Source organism: Clavibacter sp. MX14-G9D, assembly GCF_032917815.1.
Classification (GTDB): Bacteria; Actinomycetota; Actinomycetes; order Actinomycetales; family Microbacteriaceae; genus Clavibacter; species Clavibacter michiganensis_K.
Genome location: NZ_JAVCVL010000008.1, coordinates 20,179 through 39,700, shown reverse-complemented (window position 1 = coordinate 39,700; position 19,522 = coordinate 20,179). Strand labels below are relative to the sequence as shown.

The 19,522-nt window shown below is 73.0% G+C and carries 16 protein-coding genes; 3 read left to right on the top strand and 13 right to left on the bottom strand.

The annotated features are described in order from the left end of the window. Positions 1-139: 139 nt before the first annotated feature. The 12 genes from murC to Q6969_RS01970 all read right to left on the bottom strand — a co-directional run bounded on the left by murC (position 140) and on the right by Q6969_RS01970 (position 14,379). Entirely contained in the window at positions 140-1,570 is a 1,431-nt protein-coding gene (gene murC, locus Q6969_RS02025; protein WP_317228952.1) for a UDP-N-acetylmuramate--L-alanine ligase, read from the bottom strand. Between the two features lie 46 nt (positions 1,571-1,616). Then, positions 1,617-2,720 carry an undecaprenyldiphospho-muramoylpentapeptide beta-N-acetylglucosaminyltransferase gene (gene murG, locus Q6969_RS02020; protein WP_317228951.1) on the bottom strand — a complete coding sequence of 368 codons (1,104 nt, stop codon included), beginning with the start codon at positions 2,718-2,720 and terminating at the stop codon, positions 1,617-1,619. Further along, on the bottom strand, positions 2,717-4,006 hold the full coding sequence (gene ftsW, locus Q6969_RS02015; RefSeq protein ID WP_317228950.1) for a putative lipid II flippase FtsW: 1,290 nt from the start codon (positions 4,004-4,006) through the stop codon (positions 2,717-2,719). Before ftsW ends, murG begins: the two co-directional genes overlap by 4 nt. Next, positions 3,963-5,504, bottom strand: a complete 1,542-nt coding sequence (gene murD / locus Q6969_RS02010; protein ID WP_317228949.1) for a UDP-N-acetylmuramoyl-L-alanine--D-glutamate ligase — start codon at positions 5,502-5,504, stop codon at positions 3,963-3,965. Before murD ends, ftsW begins: the two co-directional genes overlap by 44 nt. Before the next feature lie 2 nt (positions 5,505-5,506). Next, positions 5,507-6,616: a phospho-N-acetylmuramoyl-pentapeptide-transferase gene (gene mraY, locus Q6969_RS02005; protein ID WP_094116074.1), complete on the bottom strand. Its 1,110-nt coding sequence runs from the start codon at positions 6,614-6,616 to the stop codon at positions 5,507-5,509. Further along, positions 6,610-8,019 carry a UDP-N-acetylmuramoyl-tripeptide--D-alanyl-D-alanine ligase gene (gene murF, locus Q6969_RS02000; protein WP_317228948.1) on the bottom strand — a complete coding sequence of 470 codons (1,410 nt, stop codon included), beginning with the start codon at positions 8,017-8,019 and terminating at the stop codon, positions 6,610-6,612. The genes mraY and murF overlap by 7 nt, the downstream gene beginning before the upstream one ends. Position 8,020: 1 nt before the next feature. Next, positions 8,021-9,565 carry a UDP-N-acetylmuramoyl-L-alanyl-D-glutamate--2,6-diaminopimelate ligase gene (locus Q6969_RS01995; protein WP_317228947.1) on the bottom strand — a complete coding sequence of 515 codons (1,545 nt, stop codon included), beginning with the start codon at positions 9,563-9,565 and terminating at the stop codon, positions 8,021-8,023. A gap of 12 nt (positions 9,566-9,577) precedes the next feature. Further along, entirely contained in the window at positions 9,578-11,359 is a 1,782-nt protein-coding gene (locus Q6969_RS01990) for a penicillin-binding protein 2 (RefSeq protein WP_317228946.1), read from the bottom strand. 91 nt (positions 11,360-11,450) lie between these two features. After that, complete coding sequence (locus Q6969_RS01985; RefSeq protein WP_317228945.1) at positions 11,451-12,125, bottom strand: hypothetical protein; 675 nt, start codon at positions 12,123-12,125, stop codon at positions 11,451-11,453. Beyond that, positions 12,122-13,078, bottom strand: a complete 957-nt coding sequence (gene rsmH, locus Q6969_RS01980; protein WP_317228944.1) for a 16S rRNA (cytosine(1402)-N(4))-methyltransferase RsmH — start codon at positions 13,076-13,078, stop codon at positions 12,122-12,124. Before rsmH ends, Q6969_RS01985 begins: the two co-directional genes overlap by 4 nt. A 103-nt stretch (positions 13,079-13,181) precedes the next feature. After that, a complete protein-coding gene (gene mraZ / locus Q6969_RS01975; protein ID WP_094116079.1) occupies positions 13,182-13,613 on the bottom strand; it encodes a division/cell wall cluster transcriptional repressor MraZ in 432 nt (143 codons plus the stop codon). 373 nt (positions 13,614-13,986) lie between these two features. Then, the gene (locus tag Q6969_RS01970) at positions 13,987-14,379 is read right to left on the bottom strand and encodes a DUF3040 domain-containing protein (RefSeq protein WP_317228943.1); all 393 of its coding nucleotides are present in this window, start codon (positions 14,377-14,379) and stop codon (positions 13,987-13,989) included. 77 nt (positions 14,380-14,456) lie between these two features. Here Q6969_RS01970 and Q6969_RS01965 point away from each other — a divergent pair, with 77 nt between their 5' ends. Beyond that, a complete protein-coding gene (locus Q6969_RS01965; RefSeq protein WP_317228942.1) occupies positions 14,457-15,578 on the top strand; it encodes a polyprenyl synthetase family protein in 1,122 nt (373 codons plus the stop codon). Between the two features lie 53 nt (positions 15,579-15,631). Here the strand turns inward: Q6969_RS01965 and Q6969_RS01960 are convergent, their stop codons facing one another. Continuing rightward, positions 15,632-15,973: an Rv2175c family DNA-binding protein gene (locus Q6969_RS01960; RefSeq protein WP_317228941.1), complete on the bottom strand. Its 342-nt coding sequence runs from the start codon at positions 15,971-15,973 to the stop codon at positions 15,632-15,634. A 225-nt stretch (positions 15,974-16,198) separates the two neighbouring features. Between Q6969_RS01960 and Q6969_RS01955 the strand changes: the two genes are divergently transcribed. Continuing rightward, positions 16,199-17,470, top strand: a complete 1,272-nt coding sequence (locus Q6969_RS01955) for a LysM peptidoglycan-binding domain-containing protein (protein ID WP_396335501.1) — start codon at positions 16,199-16,201, stop codon at positions 17,468-17,470. An 82-nt stretch (positions 17,471-17,552) separates the two neighbouring features. After that, positions 17,553-19,502 (top strand): Stk1 family PASTA domain-containing Ser/Thr kinase, encoded by a 1,950-nt coding sequence (pknB, locus tag Q6969_RS01950; RefSeq protein WP_317228939.1) that lies wholly within the window; start codon positions 17,553-17,555, stop codon positions 19,500-19,502. Positions 19,503-19,522 lie beyond the last annotated feature (20 nt).

Genomic DNA, 19,522 nt, shown 5'->3' with positions numbered 1-19,522 from the left:
CTCGCCGACTGCGGGGTCGCCGACGGCGGCACGGCGTCACGGGACCGCCGACGCCGGACGGGCCGATCCTCGCCGTCACCGGGGCGCGCGGCCGCGGGCTGCTCCGGGACCCGGGGCCGGTCGAAGCCCTCGGGCCGCTTCACTCGCGCGGCCGGGGGGACGCGGCGGGGTCGGCGGATGCGGACGGGCCCTCGAGCGCGCCGATCACCTGCGGGATGATCCGGTACACGTCGCCGCAGCTGAGGGTCACGATGAAGTCGCCGTCGCGGGCGATCTCCGCCGCGCGGTCGGCCGCCCGCTGCCAGTCGGGCAGGTAGTCCACGTGGGCGGGGTCCGTGAACCGCTCCGAGACGAGGGCGCCCGTGACGCCGGGGATCGGGTCCTCGCGGGCCCCGAACACGTCGAGGACGATGGTGTGGTCCGCGAGCTCCTCGTACACGCGCGCGAAGTCGGCCGCCATCATCTGCGTCCGGCTGTAGAGGTGCGGCTGGTGCACGGCGATGATGCGGCCGGAGCCCACGACCGTGCGGGCCGCCTCGAGGGCCGCGCGCACCTCCGTGGGGTGGTGCGCGTAGTCGTCGTAGACGCTGACGCCGCGGACCTCCGCGTGGAGCTCGAAGCGACGGCCGGTGCCGGAGAACCCGGCGAGGCCGGCGATCGCGTCGTCGGGCTCGACGCCGAGGCCCACGAGCACGGCGTAGGCGCCGGCCGCGTTGATCGCGTTGTGCCGTCCGGGGACGCGCAGCGCGGCGCGGCGCGACACGCCCTCGTGGGTGAGCGTGAAGGCGACCGGGCCGTCGGTGACGATGTCGGAGATCCGCACGTCGGCGGCCGGGTCCTCGCCGAACGTGACGATGCGACCCGCGACGCGCGCGGTCACGCGACGGGCGCCCGGGTCGTCGCTGGAGATGACGACGAGCTCGGAGGCGGCGCTGGCGAAGCGCACGAAGGCGTCGTCGAAGGCCTCGTGGGAGCCGTAGTGGTCGAGGTGGTCGGCGTCGACGTTGGTGATGAGCGCCACGGCGGTGTCGTAGAGCAGGAACGAGCCGTCGGACTCGTCGGCCTCGACCACGAACAGCTCCTCGGACCCGGGGGCGCTCGAGACGCCGAGCCCGCCGATCACGCCGCCGTTGACGAAGGACGGGTCGCGCCCGGCCTCGAGCAGCGCGGTCACGATCATGCCCGTGGACGTCGTCTTGCCATGCGCGCCCGCGACCGCCACGAGCCGCTGGCCCGAGATGAGCCAGGCGAGCGCCTGCGAGCGGTGCAGGATCGGGAGGCCCCGCTCCTTCGCGAGCACGTACTCGGGGTTGTCCTGCCACAGGGCGCCCGTGACGACGAGGGCCTCGGCATCCCCCACGTGCGCGGCGTCGTGGCCGACGTGGATCTCGGCGCCGAGGTCGCGGAGGGCCTGGACCGCGTCCGAGTCGCGCGAGTCGGAGCCCGTGACGCGGTGCCCCGCGGCGAGGAACAGGCGCGCGATGCCGCTCATGCCGGATCCGCCGATGCCCACGAAGTGCACGCGCCCGAGCTCGGTCGGGATGTCCATGGTCAGGTCAGGTGCGATCACGTGCGGTCTCCTCGGGAGGTGGGAAGCGGGGGCGGCGGGAGGGCGGTCAGCGCCGCGCGACGGGCCGGGGCGTTCGGGCGGCGAGGGCGTCCCCGACGAGGTCGGCCATGCGCGCCGCGCCGTCGCGCGAGCCGACGGAGGCCGCGGCCTCGGACATGCGCGCGAGCGCCGCCGGGTCGGACAGGAGCGGGAGGACGCGGGCGAGGATCCAGTCGGGCGTGAAGTCCGCGTCCGCGACGACGATGCCGCCGCCGGCCGCGACGACGCCGCGCACGTTGACCGCCTGCTCCCCGTTGCCGACCGGGTACGGCACGTACACCGCGGGGACGCCGACGGCGGTCAGCTCGGAGAGGGCGCCCGCCCCGGCGCGCGAGACGACCAGGTCGGCGGCGGCGATGGCGAGCTCCATGCGGTCGGAGTAGCCGAGGACGTGGTAGCGGTCGACGCCCGGGTCGGTGAACTCCTGCGCGCCGCCCACGATGTGGAGGATCTGCGCGCCGGTGCCGGTGATGGCAGGGGCGACCTGGACGACGGCGCGGTTGAGGCTGCGGGCGCCCGTCGACCCTCCCGTCACCAGCAGGGTCGGCCGTTCGGCGTCGAGCCCGAGCGCCGCACGGGCCTCGGCGCGGACCGCCGCGCGGTCGAGGGTCGCGATCTCCCGGCGCAGCGGCATGCCGACCACCTGCGCGCGCGGCCCGAGCGCCGTGCCCGGGAACGTGATGCCGACGGCGGCTGCGACGCGGGCGCCGAGGCGGTTGGCGAGCCCCGGGGAGGCGTTGGCCTCGTGCACGACGACCGGGATCCCCGAGCGGCGCGCGGCCAGGTACGCCGGCGCGGCCGCGTACCCGCCGAAGCCGACCACCACGTCGACCGCGCGCTCGGCGATCATCCGGCGGATCTGGCCGACCGCCCGCGTGAAGGCCGGTGCGAAGCGGACCGCGGCCCGGTCCGGACGACGCGGGAACGGCAGCCGGGCGATGGTGAGCAGCTCGTAGCCGCGGGCGGGGACGAGCCGGGCCTCGAGGCCCTCGCGCGTGCCGAGCACCAGGATCGTCGCCTCGGGCTCGCGCGCGCGGAGCTCGTCCGCGACCGCCAGGAGCGGGTTCACGTGCCCGGCGGTGCCGCCGCCGGCCAGCAGGTAGACGGTCACGACCGCATCCCGATGACGGCGGGGACCACGTCCGGCGACTCCTCGGTCGTGGGCTTCCGCGCGAAGCCGAGCACGATGCCCATGGCCACGAGCGTCGTCACGAGCGACGAGCCTCCGGAGGAGACGAACGGGAGGGGCACCCCGAGGACCGGGAGCAGGTTCAGCACCACCCCGATGTTCACGAAGGCCTGCACGATGATCCACGTCATGACCGCGCCCGTCGCGACGCGCGCGAAGGTGTCGGTGTTGGCCCGGATCACGCGGATGAAGCCGATCGCGAGCACGACGAACAGCAGGATGACGACGATCGCGCCGATGAGCCCCAGCTCCTCGCCGATGATCGCGAAGATGTAGTCGTTGTCCGCCTCGGGCAGCCACATCCACTTGGCTTTCGAGTTGCCGAGGCCCACGCCGAACACGCCGCCGGCCGCGAGGGCGTAGAGGCCGTGCGTGGCCTGCCAGCATCCGCCCGCGTAGTCGCACTCGCCCGTGAGGAACTCGGTCACGCGGCGGAGCCGGCTGTCGCTCACGACCGTCATGACGACCGCCATCGCGGAGCCGACGGCCAGCATGATGCCGAGCTTGCCGATGGGGACGCCCGCGAAGAACAGAGCGCCGAGCACGATGCTCGCCATGATGATGACGGTCCCGAGGTCCTGTCCGAGCGCCACCAGCCCGACGGCGCCGCCGGCGATGGGCAGCACGGGGATGAGCACCTCGCGCCAGGTGCGCAGCGCGTTCCGCTTCCGCGCCAGGATGAAGCCGAGCCAGAGCACGAGGCCCACCTTGATGAGCTCGGCCGGCTGGAAGGTCATGCCGCCGACGCGGATCCAGCCCACGTTCTCGCCGACCTTCACGCCGAGGGGACCGAAGACGAGCAGCTGCACGCCGCACGCCGCGATGAGGAGGATCCAGGCCCAGCGCTTCCAGAACATGGGCGGCACGAGCGAGACCACCAGCATCAGCGGGATGCCGATGAGCGCGAACATGCCCTGCTTGAGGAAGATGCCGAAGAAGCCGCCGCCGGCGACGAAGGAGTCGATGCTCGAGGAGGACAGCACCATCACGAGGCCGAAGACGACCAGGAACAGCGTCGTGCCGAGCAGCAGGAAGTAGGAGCCGCTCTCGGCGTGGAAGGCGCGGCCGAGGTGGATGCGGGCGGCGAGCCCGCGACGCTGCGTGCCCTCGTGCTCGCCCTGCCCGGCCGCCGGCGTGGTGCGCGGACCGCGGGGGCCCGGCGCGTCAGCCGTGCGCGGGGTCCGCGTCGTTCTCGGGGGCAGTGTCATCCGCCGCACCTCCCAGGTGGTGGTCGACCGCGCCGCGGAATCGGCGCCCGCGGTCGGCGTAGTCGGTGAATTGGTCCATGGATGCCGCTGCCGGGGCCAGCAGGACGGTGTCGCCCTCCCGGGCCACGCCCGCCGCGAGCCGCACCGCGGACCGCATGACCTCCTCAGTGTCGCTCTCGGCCACCTCGAGGACGGTGACGTCGGGCGCGTGTCGTCCGAATGCCGCGAGGACCCCCTCGCGCTCGACGCCGATGACGACGGCGGCCCGCAGGCGACGCGCGTGGGCGCCGATGAGCTCGTCCAGCTCGACGCCCTTGAGGAGGCCGCCCACGATCCAGACCACCGAGGGGAAGGCCGCGAGCGACGCGGATGCCGCGTGCGGGTTGGTCGCCTTGGAGTCGTCGACGAACGCGACCCCGTCGCGCTGGCCGATCCGCTCGATCCGGTGGCTGTCCAGCTCGAAGCGCAGGAGCGCCTGCCGGACGACGCCGGGCTCGACGCCGTAGGAGCGCGCGAGGGCGGCCGCGGCGAGGATGTTCTGCACGATGTGCGGCGCGGCGAGCCCGACCGCGCGCAGCTCGTCGAGGGTCGTCAGCTCGAGCGCCGACGTGAAGCGCTCCTCGAGGAAGGCGCGGTCGCAGAGGATCCCGTCGACGATGCCGAGGTCGCTCGGACCGGGGGCGTCGAGGCCGAAGCCGATGGCACGGGCGCCGTCCTGCACGTCGGCGTCGCGGAGGGCGTCCTCCGTGGCGCGGTCGGCGCGGTTGTAGACGCACGCGACGCGGGTGTCGGCGAAGACGCGGCCCTTGGCGGCGGCGTAGGCGCTCCGGGACCCGTGCCACTCGAGGTGGTCGTCGGCGAGGTTCAGGAACGCGCTCGAGTAGGGCCGCACCTCCCGCATGTAGTGCAGCTGGTGGCTCGAGAGCTCGACGACGAGCACGTCGAACCCGTCGGGGTGCCGGACGACGTCGAGCACGGGCAGGCCGATGTTCCCGCACGGGACCGCCCGGACGCCGCCCTCCTGCAGCAGCGCCGCGGTGAGCTGCGTGGTGGTGGTCTTGCCGTTGGTGCCGGTGATGGTGATCCACTCGGCGGGCGTGCCCGTCTTGTCGCGGACGCGCCAGGCGAGCTCGATGTCGCCCCACAGCGGGATGCCGGCCGCGGACGCCCACGCCGGCAGCGGGTGCGTCGGCGCGTAGCCCGGCGACACGACGACGAGCTCCGGGGCGAACGCGACGAGCTCCGCCGGGACGGGCTCCTCCTCGGTCGGCCGCACGAGCCGCCCGCCGATCACGTCCAGCAGGGCGAGCCGCTCAGGGGAGGCGTCGGCGGCCACCACGAGCACGTCGGCGCCGAGCTCGACGAGCGTGTCGGCGACCGAGAACCCCGTGCGGCCGAGCCCGAGGACGGCGACGCGGAGGCCGGTCCAGTCGTCGTGCCAGCTGTGCAGGGATCCAGGTCGTGCAGGGGCCGTGCCGTCGTCGAGGGGGTCCGTCATCTCTACTGCGTGATCCATTCCAGGTAGAAGGTGCCGACGCCGGCCGCGACCAGCAGCCCGGCGATGATCCAGAAGCGCACGACGACCGTGACCTCGGCCCACCCCTTCAGCTCGAAGTGGTGGTGGAGCGGGCTCATCAGGAAGATGCGCTTGCCCTTGGTGAGCTTGAAGTAGATGCGCTGCAGGATCACCGACCCCGCGACGATCACGAACAGGCCGCCGATGAAGACGAGCAGGAGCTCCGTGCGGCTGAGGATGGCGAGGGCCGCGAGGGCGCCGCCGAGGCCGAGGGACCCGGTGTCGCCCATGAAGATCTGCGCGGGCGAGGTGTTCCACCAGAGGAAGCCGATGAGCGCACCCACGATCGACGCCGCGATGATCGCGAGGTCGAGGGGGCTGGCGACCTCGTAGCAGCGGTACTCGTTCTGGTAGCTCGAGACGCTGTCGCAGGACTGGTTGAACTGCCAGAAGCCGATGATGACGTAGGAGCCGATGGAGAAGATGGAGGCGCCCGCGGCCAGGCCGTCGAGCCCGTCGGCCACGTTCACGCCGTTCGACGTGCTGGCGACGATGAGGCAGATCCAGACGATGAACAGGGCCGTGCCGACGACCGCGCCGAGGGCCATGAAGTCGAGCGGCAGGTCGCGGAACAGGCTGATGGCCGTGGACGCCGGCGTGAGGCCCGACACCGGGTCGCGCAGCGTGATGGCGAGCACCGCGAAGACGGCGGCGACGAGCACCTGGCCGGCGATCTTCTGCCAGCCGCCGAGGCCGAGGGACTGCTGCTTGCGGGTCTTGAGGTAGTCGTCGAGGAACCCGACGAACCCGAGGCCCACCATCATGAACACGACGAGGAGGCCGGAGGGCGTCACCGGGTCGAACCGGATCCCGTCCCACGTGAGCAGATGCCCCACGAAGTAGCCGAGCACGCTCGCCAGGATGATGACGATGCCGCCCATCGTCGCGGTGCCGCGCTTGGTGTGGTGGGTCTGCGGGCCGTCGTCGCGGATGAACTGCCCCCACTGGAGGCGGTGGAACAGCTTGATGAACAGCGGCGTGAGGAACAGCGTGAAGGCGAGCGAGAAGGCGCCCGCGAAGAGGAGCGCTACCACGAGTACCGCTCCCCCAGCTCGTCGCCGAGGAACCGGAGGCCGGCGGAGTTCGACGACTTGACGAGCACCAGGTCGCCGTCGCGGAGGATGCGGTCGAGCACCTCGCGCGCCTCGGCGGCGTCCTCGGCGAAGATCGACTCGCCGTCCCAGGAGCCCTGCGCGATGGCCTCGAGGTGCAGGCGGCGCGCGGCACGGCCGACCACCACGAGCTGGCCGATGTTGAGGCGGACCGCGAGGAGCCCCACCCGGTCGTGCTCCTCCTCGGAGAACTCGCCGAGCTCGCTCATCTCGCCGAGGACGGCGACCGTGCGCTGGTCCGGGCCCTTGATCTGCGCGAGGGTGCGCAGCGCCGCCGCCATGGAGTCGGGGCTCGCGTTGTAGGCGTCGTTGATGACGGTGATGCCGTTGCCGCCGAGCACCTCCATCCGCCAGCGCTCGGCGCGCTGCACCGTCTGGAGGGCGGCGACGATGGCGTCGCCGTCGACGCCCAGCGCCCAGGCGCCGGCCGCCGCGGCCAGCGCGTTGGTGACGTGGTGCTCGCCGAGCACGCGGAACGAGACGGGACGCGCCGACCCGTCGGGCAGGTGGAGCGTGAACGTGGTGCCCGCGGCGGAGGCGACGACGTCGGTGGCCCGCACGGCGGCGCGCGCGTCCCGGCCGAACCAGAGGACGGGCGCCGCGGTCTTGTCGCTCATGGACGCGACGCGCGGGTCGTCGGCGTTCAGGACGGCCGTGTCCTCCGGCAGGAGGTCGGCGACCATCTCGGTCTTGGTGGCCAGCGTCCGCTCGATCCCGCCGAAGCCGCCCGCGTGCGCGAGGCCCACCGTGAGCACGATGCCCACGTCCGGCTTCGCCATGCGGATGAGGCGCGTGATCTCGCCGAGGCCGCTCGCGCCCATCTCCGCGACGAGGAAGCGCGTCGAGCGGGTGACCTTGAGCATGGTGAGGGGCGCGCCGACCTCGTTGTTGAACGACGCCACGGGCGACACGGTCTCGCCCTGCGTGGAGAGGATGGCGTGCAGCAGGTTCTTCGTCGTGGTCTTCCCGTTGGATCCGGTGACCGCGACCATCCGCAGGTCGCCGACCGCGCGCACCCGGGCGACGACCTCGTGGGCGAGGGCGCCGAGCGCGTCGACGACGTCCGGCACGAGCACCTGCGGCACGGGCAGGTCGAGCTCGCGCTCCACGAGGAGGAGCGCCGCGCCGGCCTCGACGGCGGCGGGCGCGAAGAGGTGGCCGTCGGTCTCCTCGCCGGGCTTGGCGACGAAGACGCCGCCGGGGGCGATGAGGCGGCTGTCGGTGTCGACCGCGCCGTCCACGACGGTCTGCGGCGTGGCGCCGCCGCGCAGCAGGAGGCGGCCGCCGACCGCCTCGGCGATCTCGGCGAGGGTGAGGGCGATCATGTCAGCTCCAGCCTGCGTCGCGGAGGGCCGCGCGCGCGTCGTCACGGGCGGAGAACGGGATCTTGCGCCCGGCCACCTCGTGGTAGTCCTCGTGGCCCGGTCCGGCGACGAGGATGGTGTCCCCCTCCCCGACCAGCGACACCGCCGTGCGGATCGCGGTCGCCGGGTCGGGCACCTCGTGGATCTCGCGGTCGGGCACCGCGGCCCGCGCGCCGGCGATGAGCGAGGCGCGGATGGACGCGGGGTCCTCGTAGCGCGGGTGGTAGTCGGTGATGACCACCACGTCGGCCCGGCGGGCCGCGATGGCGCCCATCTCGGCCCGCTTGGTCGTGTCCCGGTCCCCGTCGGCGCCGAACACCATCACCAGCTTCCCGGGCGTGAACGGCCGCAGCGCCTGGAGGGTCTGCTCGAACGCGTCCGGCGTGTGGCCGTAGTCGACGAAGAAGAGGGGACCGGTGCCGCCCGAGACGCGCTCTGCGCGACCGGGGATGTAGGCCTGGATGCCGCCGTCGCGGTCGAGCACGTGCGCCACGGCGTCGAGGTCGTAGCCGGACTCGACGAGCATCACGATGGCGAGGCCGGCGTTCGCGGCCATGAACCAGCCGGGCACCGGCACGCGCGACACGAGCACGCGGTTGTCGGGACCCTCGAGGCGGAAGCCCGTGGAGTCCGCCGTCTGCTCGAGGACCGTGACGGTCCAGTCGGCGTCGACGCCCGGCTTCGAGGAGATCGTCGTCATGGGGATGCGCGAGCCGTCGACGATGCGCTGGCCCCACTCCGTGTCGAGGGAGACGACGCCCCGGCGGGCGCGGTCGGGGTCGAAGAACGCGGCCTTGGCCTCGAAGTACTCCTCGAAGTCCGCGTAGTCGTCGAGGTGGTCGTGGCTGAGGTTGATGAAGGCGGCCACGTCGAACACGAGCCCGTCGACGCGGTGGCGGGACAGCGCCTGCGCGGAGACCTCGATGGTGACCGCACGGACCTCGGCCTCCCGCATCCGGGCCAGGAGCGCGTGCAGCTCGCTCGCCTCCGGCGTGGTGAGGCGGCTCGTGATGCTCTCGTCGCCGATGCGGCGCTCGGCCGTCGAGGTGAGCCCCGTGACGACGCCGAGCTGGCGGAGCAGGCCGTCCAGCAGGTACACGACGCTCGTCTTGCCGTTGGTGCCCGTGACGCCGTAGAGCGTGGCGGGGTTCTCGGCCGAGCGGTGGACCCATGCGGCGATGTCGCCGAGGGCGGCACGCGGGTCGGGGGTGAGGATCACGGGCAGGCCGGCCGCCTGCGCGTCGGCGAGGCCTGCCGGATCCGTGAGCACCGCGACCGCGCCGCTCTCGGCCGCGGACGACGCGAAGCGGGCGCCGTGGGCGCGGGCGCCCTGCAGTCCCACGTAGAGGTCGCCCGGCTGCACGTCGCCGGAGGAGAGGGTGACGCCGGTGACCTCCACCTCGTCCACGTCGCCGACGACGTCGAGCGCGAAGTCGCGCACGAGGCCGGACAGCGACCGTGCGACGGGGTGCTCGGGGCGGAGGGCGGGAGTGGCAGGGGAGGTCATCGCCCTCATCTCTCAGTAGGTCGTCGGGAGGTTCGGGGACGGCACGCTGGAGGGCGGGACCCGGTAGGTCTTCAGGACCTGGGACATGATCTTCTGGAAGACCGGCGCCGCGGCCGCCGAGGACTTCATGGTATCCGGATTGGCCAGGCTGATCGACACGACGTACTGGGGGTCCTCCGCCGGCGCGAGCCCCGCGATCGACACCAGGTAGTTCTTGCCGTACTTGCCGTCGGCCTCCGCGACCTGCGCCGTGCCGGACTTCGCGGCCACCCGGTAGCCGGGGATCGTGAGGTCCTTCGCCAGGTGCCCGTCGGTGACCACGGTCTCCAGCATGTTGACGGTCGAGTCGGCCGCCTGGGGCGAGATGACCTGCGTGCCCTCGGTGGAGGGCTGGTCGGTCACGGTGCCGTCGGCCTGCTTGCAGCCCGAGACGAGCGACAGCGGCAGCTTCACGCCGTGGTTGCCGATGGTCTGGTAGATGCTCGCGACCTGGAGCGCCGTGGTCGTGAGGCCCTGGCCGAACATGGTCGCGTAGTTGGTCTGCGGGTCCCACTCCTGCCAGGGGCGCACGAGGCCGCTGCTCTCGCCCGGGAAGTCGATCGCCGTCTTCTCGCCGACGCCGAAGGCCCGGAGGTAGTCGTACCGGTCGGACGCCGAGAGGCGCTCGCCGAGCGCCGAGATGCCCGTGTTGGAGGAGTCCATGAGGACGCCCGCGAGCGTGAAGCGGAGGTCGGGGTGCACGTAGCTGTCGCTCAGCCGCACGTCCGGCCGGGTGAACGTGTAGGGCGCGACGACGCGGGTCGAGGGGTCCGCCTTGCCCGAGTCGAGCAGGGCCGCGGCGGTGACCGCCTTCAGCGTGGATCCCGGCTCGAAGGGCGACCCGAACGCGCGGCTCCCCCGGTCCTCGGGCTTCGTGGCGGAGACGTCGTTGGGGTCGACCGAAGGGTACTCGGCGACCGCCAGGACCTTGCCCGTCTTCACCTCGACGATGGTGGCGTGGCCGTAGTCCGCGCCGACCTTCACGGCCTGCTCGGCGACCGCGGTCTGCGCGAAGTACTCGAGGTCGGTGTCGATGTTGGTCATCACGTCGCTGCCGTCGACGGCGGGCTTCTGCGTGACGGTGCTGCCGGCGATGGCCACGCCGTCGGCGCCGCGCTCGTATGTCTGCGCCCCGTCCTCGGCCGCGAGGCAGGAGTCGTACTCCTGCTCGAGGCCCGCCTTGATGCTGCCGTCGCCCGCGATGTAGCCGAGGACGCTGCCGGCGATCTGGCCGTTCGGGTAGGTGCGGCTCGACACCGCCTGGAAGTAGATCCACGGGATCTCCAGGTCGCGGATGGCGAGGTACGCGTCGACGTCGACGCCCTTGGTCACGTACGCGAACAGCGAGTCCGGGTCCTTCGCGAGCGTGCCCGTGATGAGCGCGTGGATCTCCTCCGGCGCCTGCCCCGTGATCGCGCCGAGCTGGGCCTCGGCGTCCGCGAGGGACACCTCCTGCTTCGTCCTCTCGCCGTCGTCGCCGGTGACCGTGCGGGTGAAGTCGCCGGCCTTCGACGGGTCCATCGTGACGTCGTAGCGGAGGACGCTGTCGGCGAGCACCTTGCCCTCGGCGTCGTAGATGCTGCCGCGCACGCCCGGCAGGACCTGCGAGATCGCCCGCTTGCCGAGCGACTCCTCGTTGAGCTCCGTCGCCTGGACCACCTGGATGTCGATGAGCTTGACGACGAACACCCCGATGACGGCGAGGATCGCGATGAGGGAGAAGGCGATGCGCCGTCGGTTCGAGATCGTGGTCACTCGGGGATTCCTCTCGGTGCCTGCGGTGCGGTGCGGTGCTCCGTCGGAGCGGTGTCGTGCGGATGGTCGCGGCCCCGCGAGGGGCGCGCGGTCAGCGGGTCTGCGGGGTGGGGATCGCCGTGGTCGACGCCGACCCGGAGGCCGTGCCGCTCACGGGGGGCGCGCTCGGGGTGCCGGCCGTGACGCCGCCAGCCGCCTCGGCCGACCCGGGGATCGCGGAACCGGGGTCGACGGCCGCCTGGCCGTCCTGGGCCGTGGCGGCCTCGACCGCGGCCTGCTGCTCCGCCGGGCTGCTCGCGATGGTGAGCGGCACGCCCGTGAGGAGCGAGTTGCCGATCAGGGTGTCGGCGGTGAGCGGCGTGGTCGCGCCGTCCTCCGCCTGCGGGGTCCCCTGGACGGTGCCGTCGAGGGACAGGAAGGAGGGCGAGGCGCTCGCGACCATGCCGAGCGCCTGCGCGTTGCGGGCCAGGTTCTGCGGGGAGGACAGCCGGTCGACGTCCTCGGTCAGCGCCTGGTGGGTGCGGTCGAGCTCCTTCTGCTGCTGCTGCAGCGACTGGATCGCGTACGCGCCGTCCGAGAGCCCGATGGAGAGCAGGAGCTGCGCGAGCAGGACGGCGAAGAGGCCGCCCACGACGATGAGCGCGTACACCGTGCGCGGCCGGGCACGGCGCTGGCCGCGCGTGGCGACGACCTCGATGTGCCGCGGGGCGGGCTCGGCGGACGGCTGGATCCGGGGACGCGCGGTCGCGCGTGCTGCGTCGGTCATGCGTGTCGCCTCCTGGCTCGTTCTGCGGCGCGCAGCCGGACGGATGCGGCGCGGGGGTTGCGGGCGATCTCGTCCTGGTCCGCGAGCTCGGCGCCGCGGACGAGGAGCTTGAGCTCGGGACGGTGCTCGGGGAGCTCGACGGGCAGGCCGACGGGCGCGGTGCTCGTGGACCGGGCGCGCAGCTCGCGCTTCACGATCCGGTCCTCGAGCGACTGGTACGACTCGACGACCACGCGGCCGCCGATCGCCAGCCGGTCGACGGCGGCGGGCATCGCCCGGGCCAGCACGCTCAGCTCCTGGTTGACCTCGATGCGGAGCGCCTGGAAGACGCGCTTCGCCGGGTGCCCGGCTCGCTGCACGGCGGCCGGGGTCGCTTGCTGGATGATCTCGACCAGCCGCGCGGACGTCGTGATCGGCTCGACCTCCCGCGCCTGCACGATGCGGCTGGCGTAGCGGGGGGCGAGCTTCTCCTCGCCGTAGTCGTAGAAGATGCGGCGCAGCTCGAGCTCGTCGTAGTCGGCGACCACCTGGGCCGCGGTGAGGCCGGCGGTGCCGTCCATGCGCATGTCGAGCGGGGCGTCCTGCGAGTAGGAGAAGCCGCGCTCCACCCGGTCGAGCTGGAGCGACGAGACGCCGAGGTCGAAGAACACGCCCTGCACCTCGCCGATGCCCAGCCCGTCGAGCGCGCGGCCGATGCCGTCGTACACGGTGTGCACGAGGTGGACGCGGTCGCCGAACCGGGCGAGCCGCTCCCCCGCGATGGCGAGGGCATCGGGGTCCCGGTCGAGCCCGACCAGCCGCAGCCCGGGCAGCGCGTCGAGGAACGCCTCCGAGTGGCCGGCCATCCCGAGGGTGGCGTCGACCAGCACGGCGCCCTCGCCCTGGAGGGCGGGGGCGAGGAGCTCGAGGCACCGCTCGAGGAGGACGGGGGTGTGGATGTCGTCGAGTGCCATGGCATCCCGATGTCCTGCACGCGGCTCCTGATCCCCATCCGTCCCGACCTGCCACCGGGGAAGTGCGGCAGGGCGTCGGACGGCTGGGAGTCAGGGGCCGGGGTCAGAACAGGCCGGGGATCACCTCCTCCGCGGTGTCGGCGAACGCGCTCTCGTTGGCGGTGAGGTACTCGTCCCACGTGCCGGCGTCCCAGATCTCGACGCGGCTGCCCGCGCCGATGACCGCGAGCTCGCGGTCGAGGCCCGCGTACGTGCGGAGCGCCTGCGGGATGGTGATGCGGTGCTGCTTGTCGGGCGTCTCGGCGTTGGCGCCGGACAGGAACACGCGCATGTAGTCACGCGCCTGCTTGCTGGCGAGCGGGGCCTGGCGCATCCGGTCGTGCAGCTCCTCGAACTCCCGCGTCGTGAACACGTAGATGCAGCGGTCCTGGCCGCGCGTCATCACGACGCCGCCCTCGAGCTCGTCGCGGTACTTCGCGGGGAGGATGAGCCGCCCCTTGTCGTCGAGACGAGGCGAGTGGGTGCCGAGGAACACACCGACACCCCCTGTCTCTCCGGCCGTGGTTCAGGACTTGCTCCACTTTACTCCACAGCCCTCCACCCACCGCCAGGGGATGCCCGTCCTTTCCGGCCCCATGTCCCCCGATCGCCGTGGATCCGGGGCCGCGCGCGGGGGGAGGGATGTGGAGGGTCGTGACCCGCCCGGCGCGCCGCGGGCACGGGAAAGCGCCCTGCACGCAGCCGGCAGGCCGCGAGGAGGGCGCTGGGGAGCCATGTGGAGGGCGCGAGGAGGACGGAGGGGAGGCGGGTGGAGGACCCGCTGGGACGACGAGAGGGGCCGGTCCCGGCGACCGGGACCGGCCCCTCGGGGTCGGATGGAGGGAGGTGGAGCCTCCCTCAGACGGTGGTCAGTCCTGACCGCCCTGGCGCTTCTCCCAGCGCTCGTTGATGCGGTCCATGAAGGACGACGACGGAGCGCGTCCACCGGAGCCGCGGCCCGCGGGACGCGAGGGGCCGGCGGACGGGGTCTCGGCCACCGTGCCGCGCGGGCTGAAGATGAGCAGCGCTCCCACGATCATGATCGCGAAGCCCAGGATGCCGATGATGGCCAGCTTGGTGATGACGCCGGCGGCGAGGGCGGCGATGCCCAGCACGATCACCAGCACCCCGACCACGACCATCGTGTAGTTCGGTCTGCTGCGGCGACCGCTGACGGTCGCCACGAAGTCTGCGTCGTTGTGATAGAGGCTTCGCTCCATCTCCTCCAGCAGGCGCTGCTCTTGCTCGGAAAGCGGCATCATGTTCCCCTCAGGCTCGGGACGACGCGTCGGTGTTCACCTCTGGATTCTAGCTCCCCGCCCCTGGCTAGGCTAGGCGGGTGCCCGAAAGCGACCGCCTCGTCAGCCACGTCCAGACCCGCCTCGACGACTTCCTGTCGGCGCAGGTCGCGGGACTCCGGGAGATCAGCCCGGATCTTGTGCCCATCCAGGAGTTCTCCTCGGATCTGCTGAGAGGCGGCAAGAGGTTCCGCGCGCAGTTCTGCTACTGGGGCTGGCGCTCGGTCATCGACCTCGAGCCCTCCCCCGCGGGGCGCCCGGAGGGCGAGGAGCGCCCCGGCTACCGCGCCGTCGTCGGCGTCGCCGCCGGCCTCGAGATCTTCCACGCCGCGGCGCTCGTGCACGACGACATCATCGACCGGTCCGACACCCGGCGCGGACGCCCGGCGGCGCACCGCCGCTTCGAGGCCCTGCACGCGGCGAGCGGCTGGGGCGGGTCCTCGGCGGGCTTCGGCGAGGCCGGCGCCGTCCTCCTCGGCGACCTCCTCCTCGGGTGGAGCGACGAGCTCCTCATCGACTCCCTGCTGGCGCTGGCCGACGGGTCGTCCGCCCGCGCGACCCGCGCGGAGCTCGCCACCATGCGGACCCAGGTGACCCTCGGCCAGTACCTCGACGTGCTCGAGGAGGTCGCGTGGCCGACCGTGCCCGAGGACGACACCCTCGCCCGCGCCCACAACGTCATCGTCTACAAGTCGGCCAAGTACAGCATCGAGGCGCCGCTGGTCGTCGGGGCGAGCCTCGCCGGGGCCTCGCCGGAGCAGGTGGCGGCCCTGCGGGCGTTCGGCCTGCCGCTCGGGATCGCCTTCCAGCTGCGCGACGACGTGCTCGGGGTGTTCGGCGACAGCGCCGTCACGGGCAAGCCGAGCGGCGACGACCTCCGGGAGGGCAAGCGCACCGTGCTGATCGCCCTCGCGCGGCGTCGACTGCCGGACGGCGTGCGCCGCACGGTCGACGCCCTCCTCGGCGACCCGGACCTCGACGACGAGCAGATCCGCGCGCTCCAGTCGATCCTCCGCGAGAGCGGGGCGCTCGACGAGGTGGAGGGCATGATCGCGCGCCATGTGCGGGAGTCCCTCGCGGCCCTGCGCGAGGCGCCGATCGGCGCGCGCGCCCGGAACCAGCTGGAGCTCCTGGTCGACAGCGTCACGCGCCGCACGACCTGACGGACGCGGGACGGGCTCCGCCCCCCTCCTCCGAGAGGGGACGGGAGGACGGGTCAGGCGCTCGCCTGCGCCACCCGACGCACCTCGGCCTTGCGGCCCGCGAGCAGGGCGTCGACGGGCGCCGCTCCGAGGCTCGGCTCCTCCGTCAGGAGCCAGGCCATCGCCTCGTCGTCGGTGAAGCCGCTGTCGCCGAGCACGATGATCGTCCCGCGCAGCTCCGACAGCGGCTCGCCGTCGCGGAGGAACACCGACGGGACCTTGAGCACGCCGTCGAGGCGCACGGCCAGCAGCCGCCTGTCCTCGATGAGCCGGCGCACCCGGCTGACGGTGAGACCCAGGAGGTCGACGAGATCGGGGACGGTCAACCACTCACGGTCGGCATAGGGCTCGTTCACGTCTCACATGCTGGCACGTCCGCGGCTGCCGACGGGAACCCGGGGCTCCCTGACCGCGGCGCCGGGCCCCGCGCGGTGGGTCGGCTGCCTATCCGCCGAACACGCGTGTCGTTGGTCACTCCAGTCACATGCGTCACGTATGTGCGCTTTGTTCTCCCTGCGTGTTAACGTGGAACACCTGCATCAGGGAATCGTGCACGAAGGCCGGAGTAGACCAACATGCCCATGACCGAATCCATCCCTCCTCGCGACCCCAGCCGGTCCTCGGACACGTCCGCGGGCCGCACGGCGAACCGCCGCTCGAAGGCGCTCCTCGCGACCATGCCCATCGTGCTGGTCGGGTCGCTCGCGGTCAGCCTCGGCATGGCGGCACCCGCGGAGGCGGCACCGGTCAAGCGCGTGCCCAAGGCCAAGTCGGGTCCCGCGCAGACGAAGATCCCCCTGATCGCGGCGCCGACCGTCGCCCCTGCCGCGGCGCCCATGGTCGCCGCGCCCTCCACCTACGTCGTCGAGCCCGGGGACACCGTCTCCGGCATCGCCGGCCGCTTCGGCATCTCCACCGCCTCGGTGCTCGCGCAGAACGGCCTCGGCTGGAAGACCACGATCTTCCCCGGCCAGACGCTCACCCTGGGCGGCTCCGGCGGCGGCTCGGCTGCCGCCGCGCCCTCCGCGGCGCCCGCGGCATCCGGCGGGAGCTACACGGTCGTCGCCGGCGACACCGTCTCCGGCATCGCCGGGCGCCACGGTGTCGCGACCTCGGCCGTCCTCCAGGCCAACGGCCTGCAGGCCACCAGCACGATCTTCCCCGGCAACCGCCTGACGATCCCCGGCGGCGGATCCTCCGCTCCCGCAGCCCCCGCCGTCCCGCCCAGCGCATCCCCCGCCGCGCAGGCCGGCCTCTCGGGCACCTACACGATCGAGACCGGCGACACGCTGCACAGCATCGCGCAGGAGTCCGGCGTCACCGTCCAGGACCTGCTGAACGCCAACGGGCTCAACTGGTCGAGCATCATCTACGCCGGCAGCAAGCTCACCATCCCCCACGCCTCCGCCTCGGTGGTGCAGGTCGCGTCCCTGCACGGGACCACGATCATGACCGACGAGATGCGCCGCAACGCCCGCGTCATCGTCCAGGTCGGCCGGTCCGCCGGCGTGAGCGACTACGGGCTCGTCATCGCCCTCGCGACCGCCGCGCAGGAGTCGACCCTCCGCAACCTCGACTGGGGCGACCGCGACTCCATCGGCCTGTTCCAGCAGCGCCCGAGCCAGGGCTGGGGACAGCCGTCCGACCTCAACGACCCGGTCTACGCCTCGCGCGCGTTCTTCGGCGGCAGCGTGAACCCGAACCCCGGCAGCACGCGGGGCCTCCTCGACATCCCCGGCTGGAAGTCGATGACCGTCACGCAGGCGGCGCAGGCCGTGCAGTACTCGGCCTACCCCGAGGCGTACGCCAAGTGGGAGCCCTCCGCCTGGATCTGGCTCGACGAGATCGGCTGACGCCCATCCGCGTGCGCACCCGCACGGCGGCGCACCGGTGTGCCGGGGAGGGTCCGACACCGGCGATCCCTAGAATCGTCCAGTGACCTCCAGCCCGACCGACCCCATGATCGGCCGTCTCCTCGACGGTCGGTACCAGGTCCGGTCCCGCATCGCGCGCGGCGGGATGGCCACGGTCTACGTCGCGACCGACCTGCGGCTCGAGCGTCGCGTCGCCGTCAAGGTGATGCACGGGCACCTCGCCGACGACAGCGCGTTCCGGGACCGCTTCATCCAGGAGGCGCGCTCGGCCGCACGGCTCGCGCACCCCAACGTCGTCAACGTCTTCGACCAGGGCCAGGACTCCGACATGGCGTACCTCGTCATGGAGTACCTGCCGGGCATGACGCTGCGGGAGCTCCTGCAGGAGTACGAGCGGCTGACTCCCGAGCAGACCCTCGACATCCTCGAGGCGGTGCTCTCCGGGCTGGCCGCGGCGCACAAGGCCGGGATCGTCCACCGGGACCTCAAGCCCGAGAACGTCCTGCTCGCCGACGACGGCCGCATCAAGATCGGCGACTTCGGCCTGGCGCGCGCCGTGAGCGCGAACACCGCGACGGGCCAGGCGCTCCTCGGCACGATCGCGTACCTCTCCCCCGAGCTCGTCACCCGCGGCATCGCCGACACCCGCAGCGACATCTACGCGGTCGGCATCATGATGTACGAGATGCTCGCTGGCGAGCAGCCGTTCAAGGGCGAGCAGCCCATGCAGATCGCGTACCAGCACGCGAACGACCAGGTCCCGACGCCCAGCACCGCCAACGCGTCCGTCCCCGTGGAGCTCGACGAGCTCGTCCTGTGGGCGACGGCGCGCGACCCCGAGCAGCGGCCCCGCGACGCGCGGGCGCTCCTCGACGAGCTCTACGCCGTGCAGAACCGGCTCGACGCCCGCTCCGGCGATCCCGCCCCGCTGCAGCGCACCGTAGTCTTCCCCAGCGCCCCGGCCCTCCCGCCCGTCACCACGGGCGAGACGCAGGTCGTCGGCGGGCCCCCGGTCATGCTCCGCCCGGAGCCCGAGCGGTCCGAGCCGGACTCCGTCGTCGCGCTGGCGGCCGCGGGATCGCGCCGACGGACGCGCGGCTGGGTGCTCGCGCTCCTCATCGTCATGCTCGCCGCCCTCGCCGGCGGCACCGGCTGGTACTACGGCCAGGGTCCGGGCGCGCGGGTACCCGTGCCGACCGTCACCGAGATGGCCGTGGACGACGCGGCGGGGACGCTCCAGGGCCAGGGCTTCGTGGTCGCGCGCGCGGAGGAGCCGAGCGTCGACGTCGAGGTTGGACGCGTCACCCGCAGCGTCCCGGCGTCGGGCACGCCGGTGGACCAGGGCTCCACCGTGACCGTGTACGCCTCGACCGGCCCGCAGCTGCTCGACGTGCCCGACGTGGTCGGCGCCTCCGAGGACGACGCCCGCACGAGCCTCGAGGGCGTCCCCTTCGTCGTGCAGGAGGCGACGGTGCGGCAGTACGGCGACGCCGAGGAGGGCACGGTCGTGCAGGTGCTCGACGCCTCCGGCGCGCCGATCGGCGCCCAGTACCCGGAGCAGCAGCCGGTGACCCTCGTGGTCGCCGCCGGGGGGATCCCGGACGTGGGCGGGCGCTCGGTCGACCAGGCCGTCGCCACGCTCGCGGACGCCGGGCTCGTCGGCGAGGCGGGCCGGCAGGCGTTCAGCGACGACGTGGAGAAGGGGGAGGTCATCTCCGTCTACGCGCTCGACGACGCCCCCGTCCGCTCCGGCCTGGACGGCGCCCCCGGCAGCAGGGTCGGCCTCGAGATCTCGAAGGGACCCGACCTCGTGGCGGTCCCGGCCGTCGTCGGGCTCACGCGCGACGAGGCCAAGTCGGCCCTCGACGCGGCGGGCTTCAAGTACGCCTACTCCGCCTTCTGGGACGCCCTGCCCAACAGCATCACCCGCGTGGCCTCCGCGAGCCCGGAGGCGCAGGCGCTCGCCCGTCGCGGGTCGACGGTCAACCTCGGCATCACCGCGTCCGGCTGATCCGGCCCCGCACGCCCACG

Bases quoted from the DNA above. Each gene is read 5' to 3' on its own strand.
- Q6969_RS01995 (WP_317228947.1), bottom strand. From the start codon at position 9,565: ATGACCTCCCCTGCCACTCCCGCCCTCCGCCCCGAGCACCCCGTCGCA.
- rsmH (WP_317228944.1), bottom strand. From the start codon at position 13,078: ATGGCACTCGACGACATCCACACCCCCGTCCTCCTCGAGCGGTGCCTC.
- ftsW (WP_317228950.1), bottom strand. From the start codon at position 4,006: ATGACACTGCCCCCGAGAACGACGCGGACCCCGCGCACGGCTGACGCG.
- murF (WP_317228948.1), bottom strand. From the start codon at position 8,019: ATGATCGCCCTCACCCTCGCCGAGATCGCCGAGGCGGTCGGCGGCCGC.
- murD (WP_317228949.1), bottom strand. From the start codon at position 5,504: ATGACGGACCCCCTCGACGACGGCACGGCCCCTGCACGACCTGGATCC.
- Q6969_RS01970 (WP_317228943.1), bottom strand. From the start codon at position 14,379: ATGATGCCGCTTTCCGAGCAAGAGCAGCGCCTGCTGGAGGAGATGGAG.
- Q6969_RS01985 (WP_317228945.1), bottom strand. From the start codon at position 12,125: ATGACCGACGCAGCACGCGCGACCGCGCGTCCCCGGATCCAGCCGTCC.
- Q6969_RS01955 (WP_396335501.1), top strand. From the start codon at position 16,199: ATGACCGAATCCATCCCTCCTCGCGACCCCAGCCGGTCCTCGGACACG.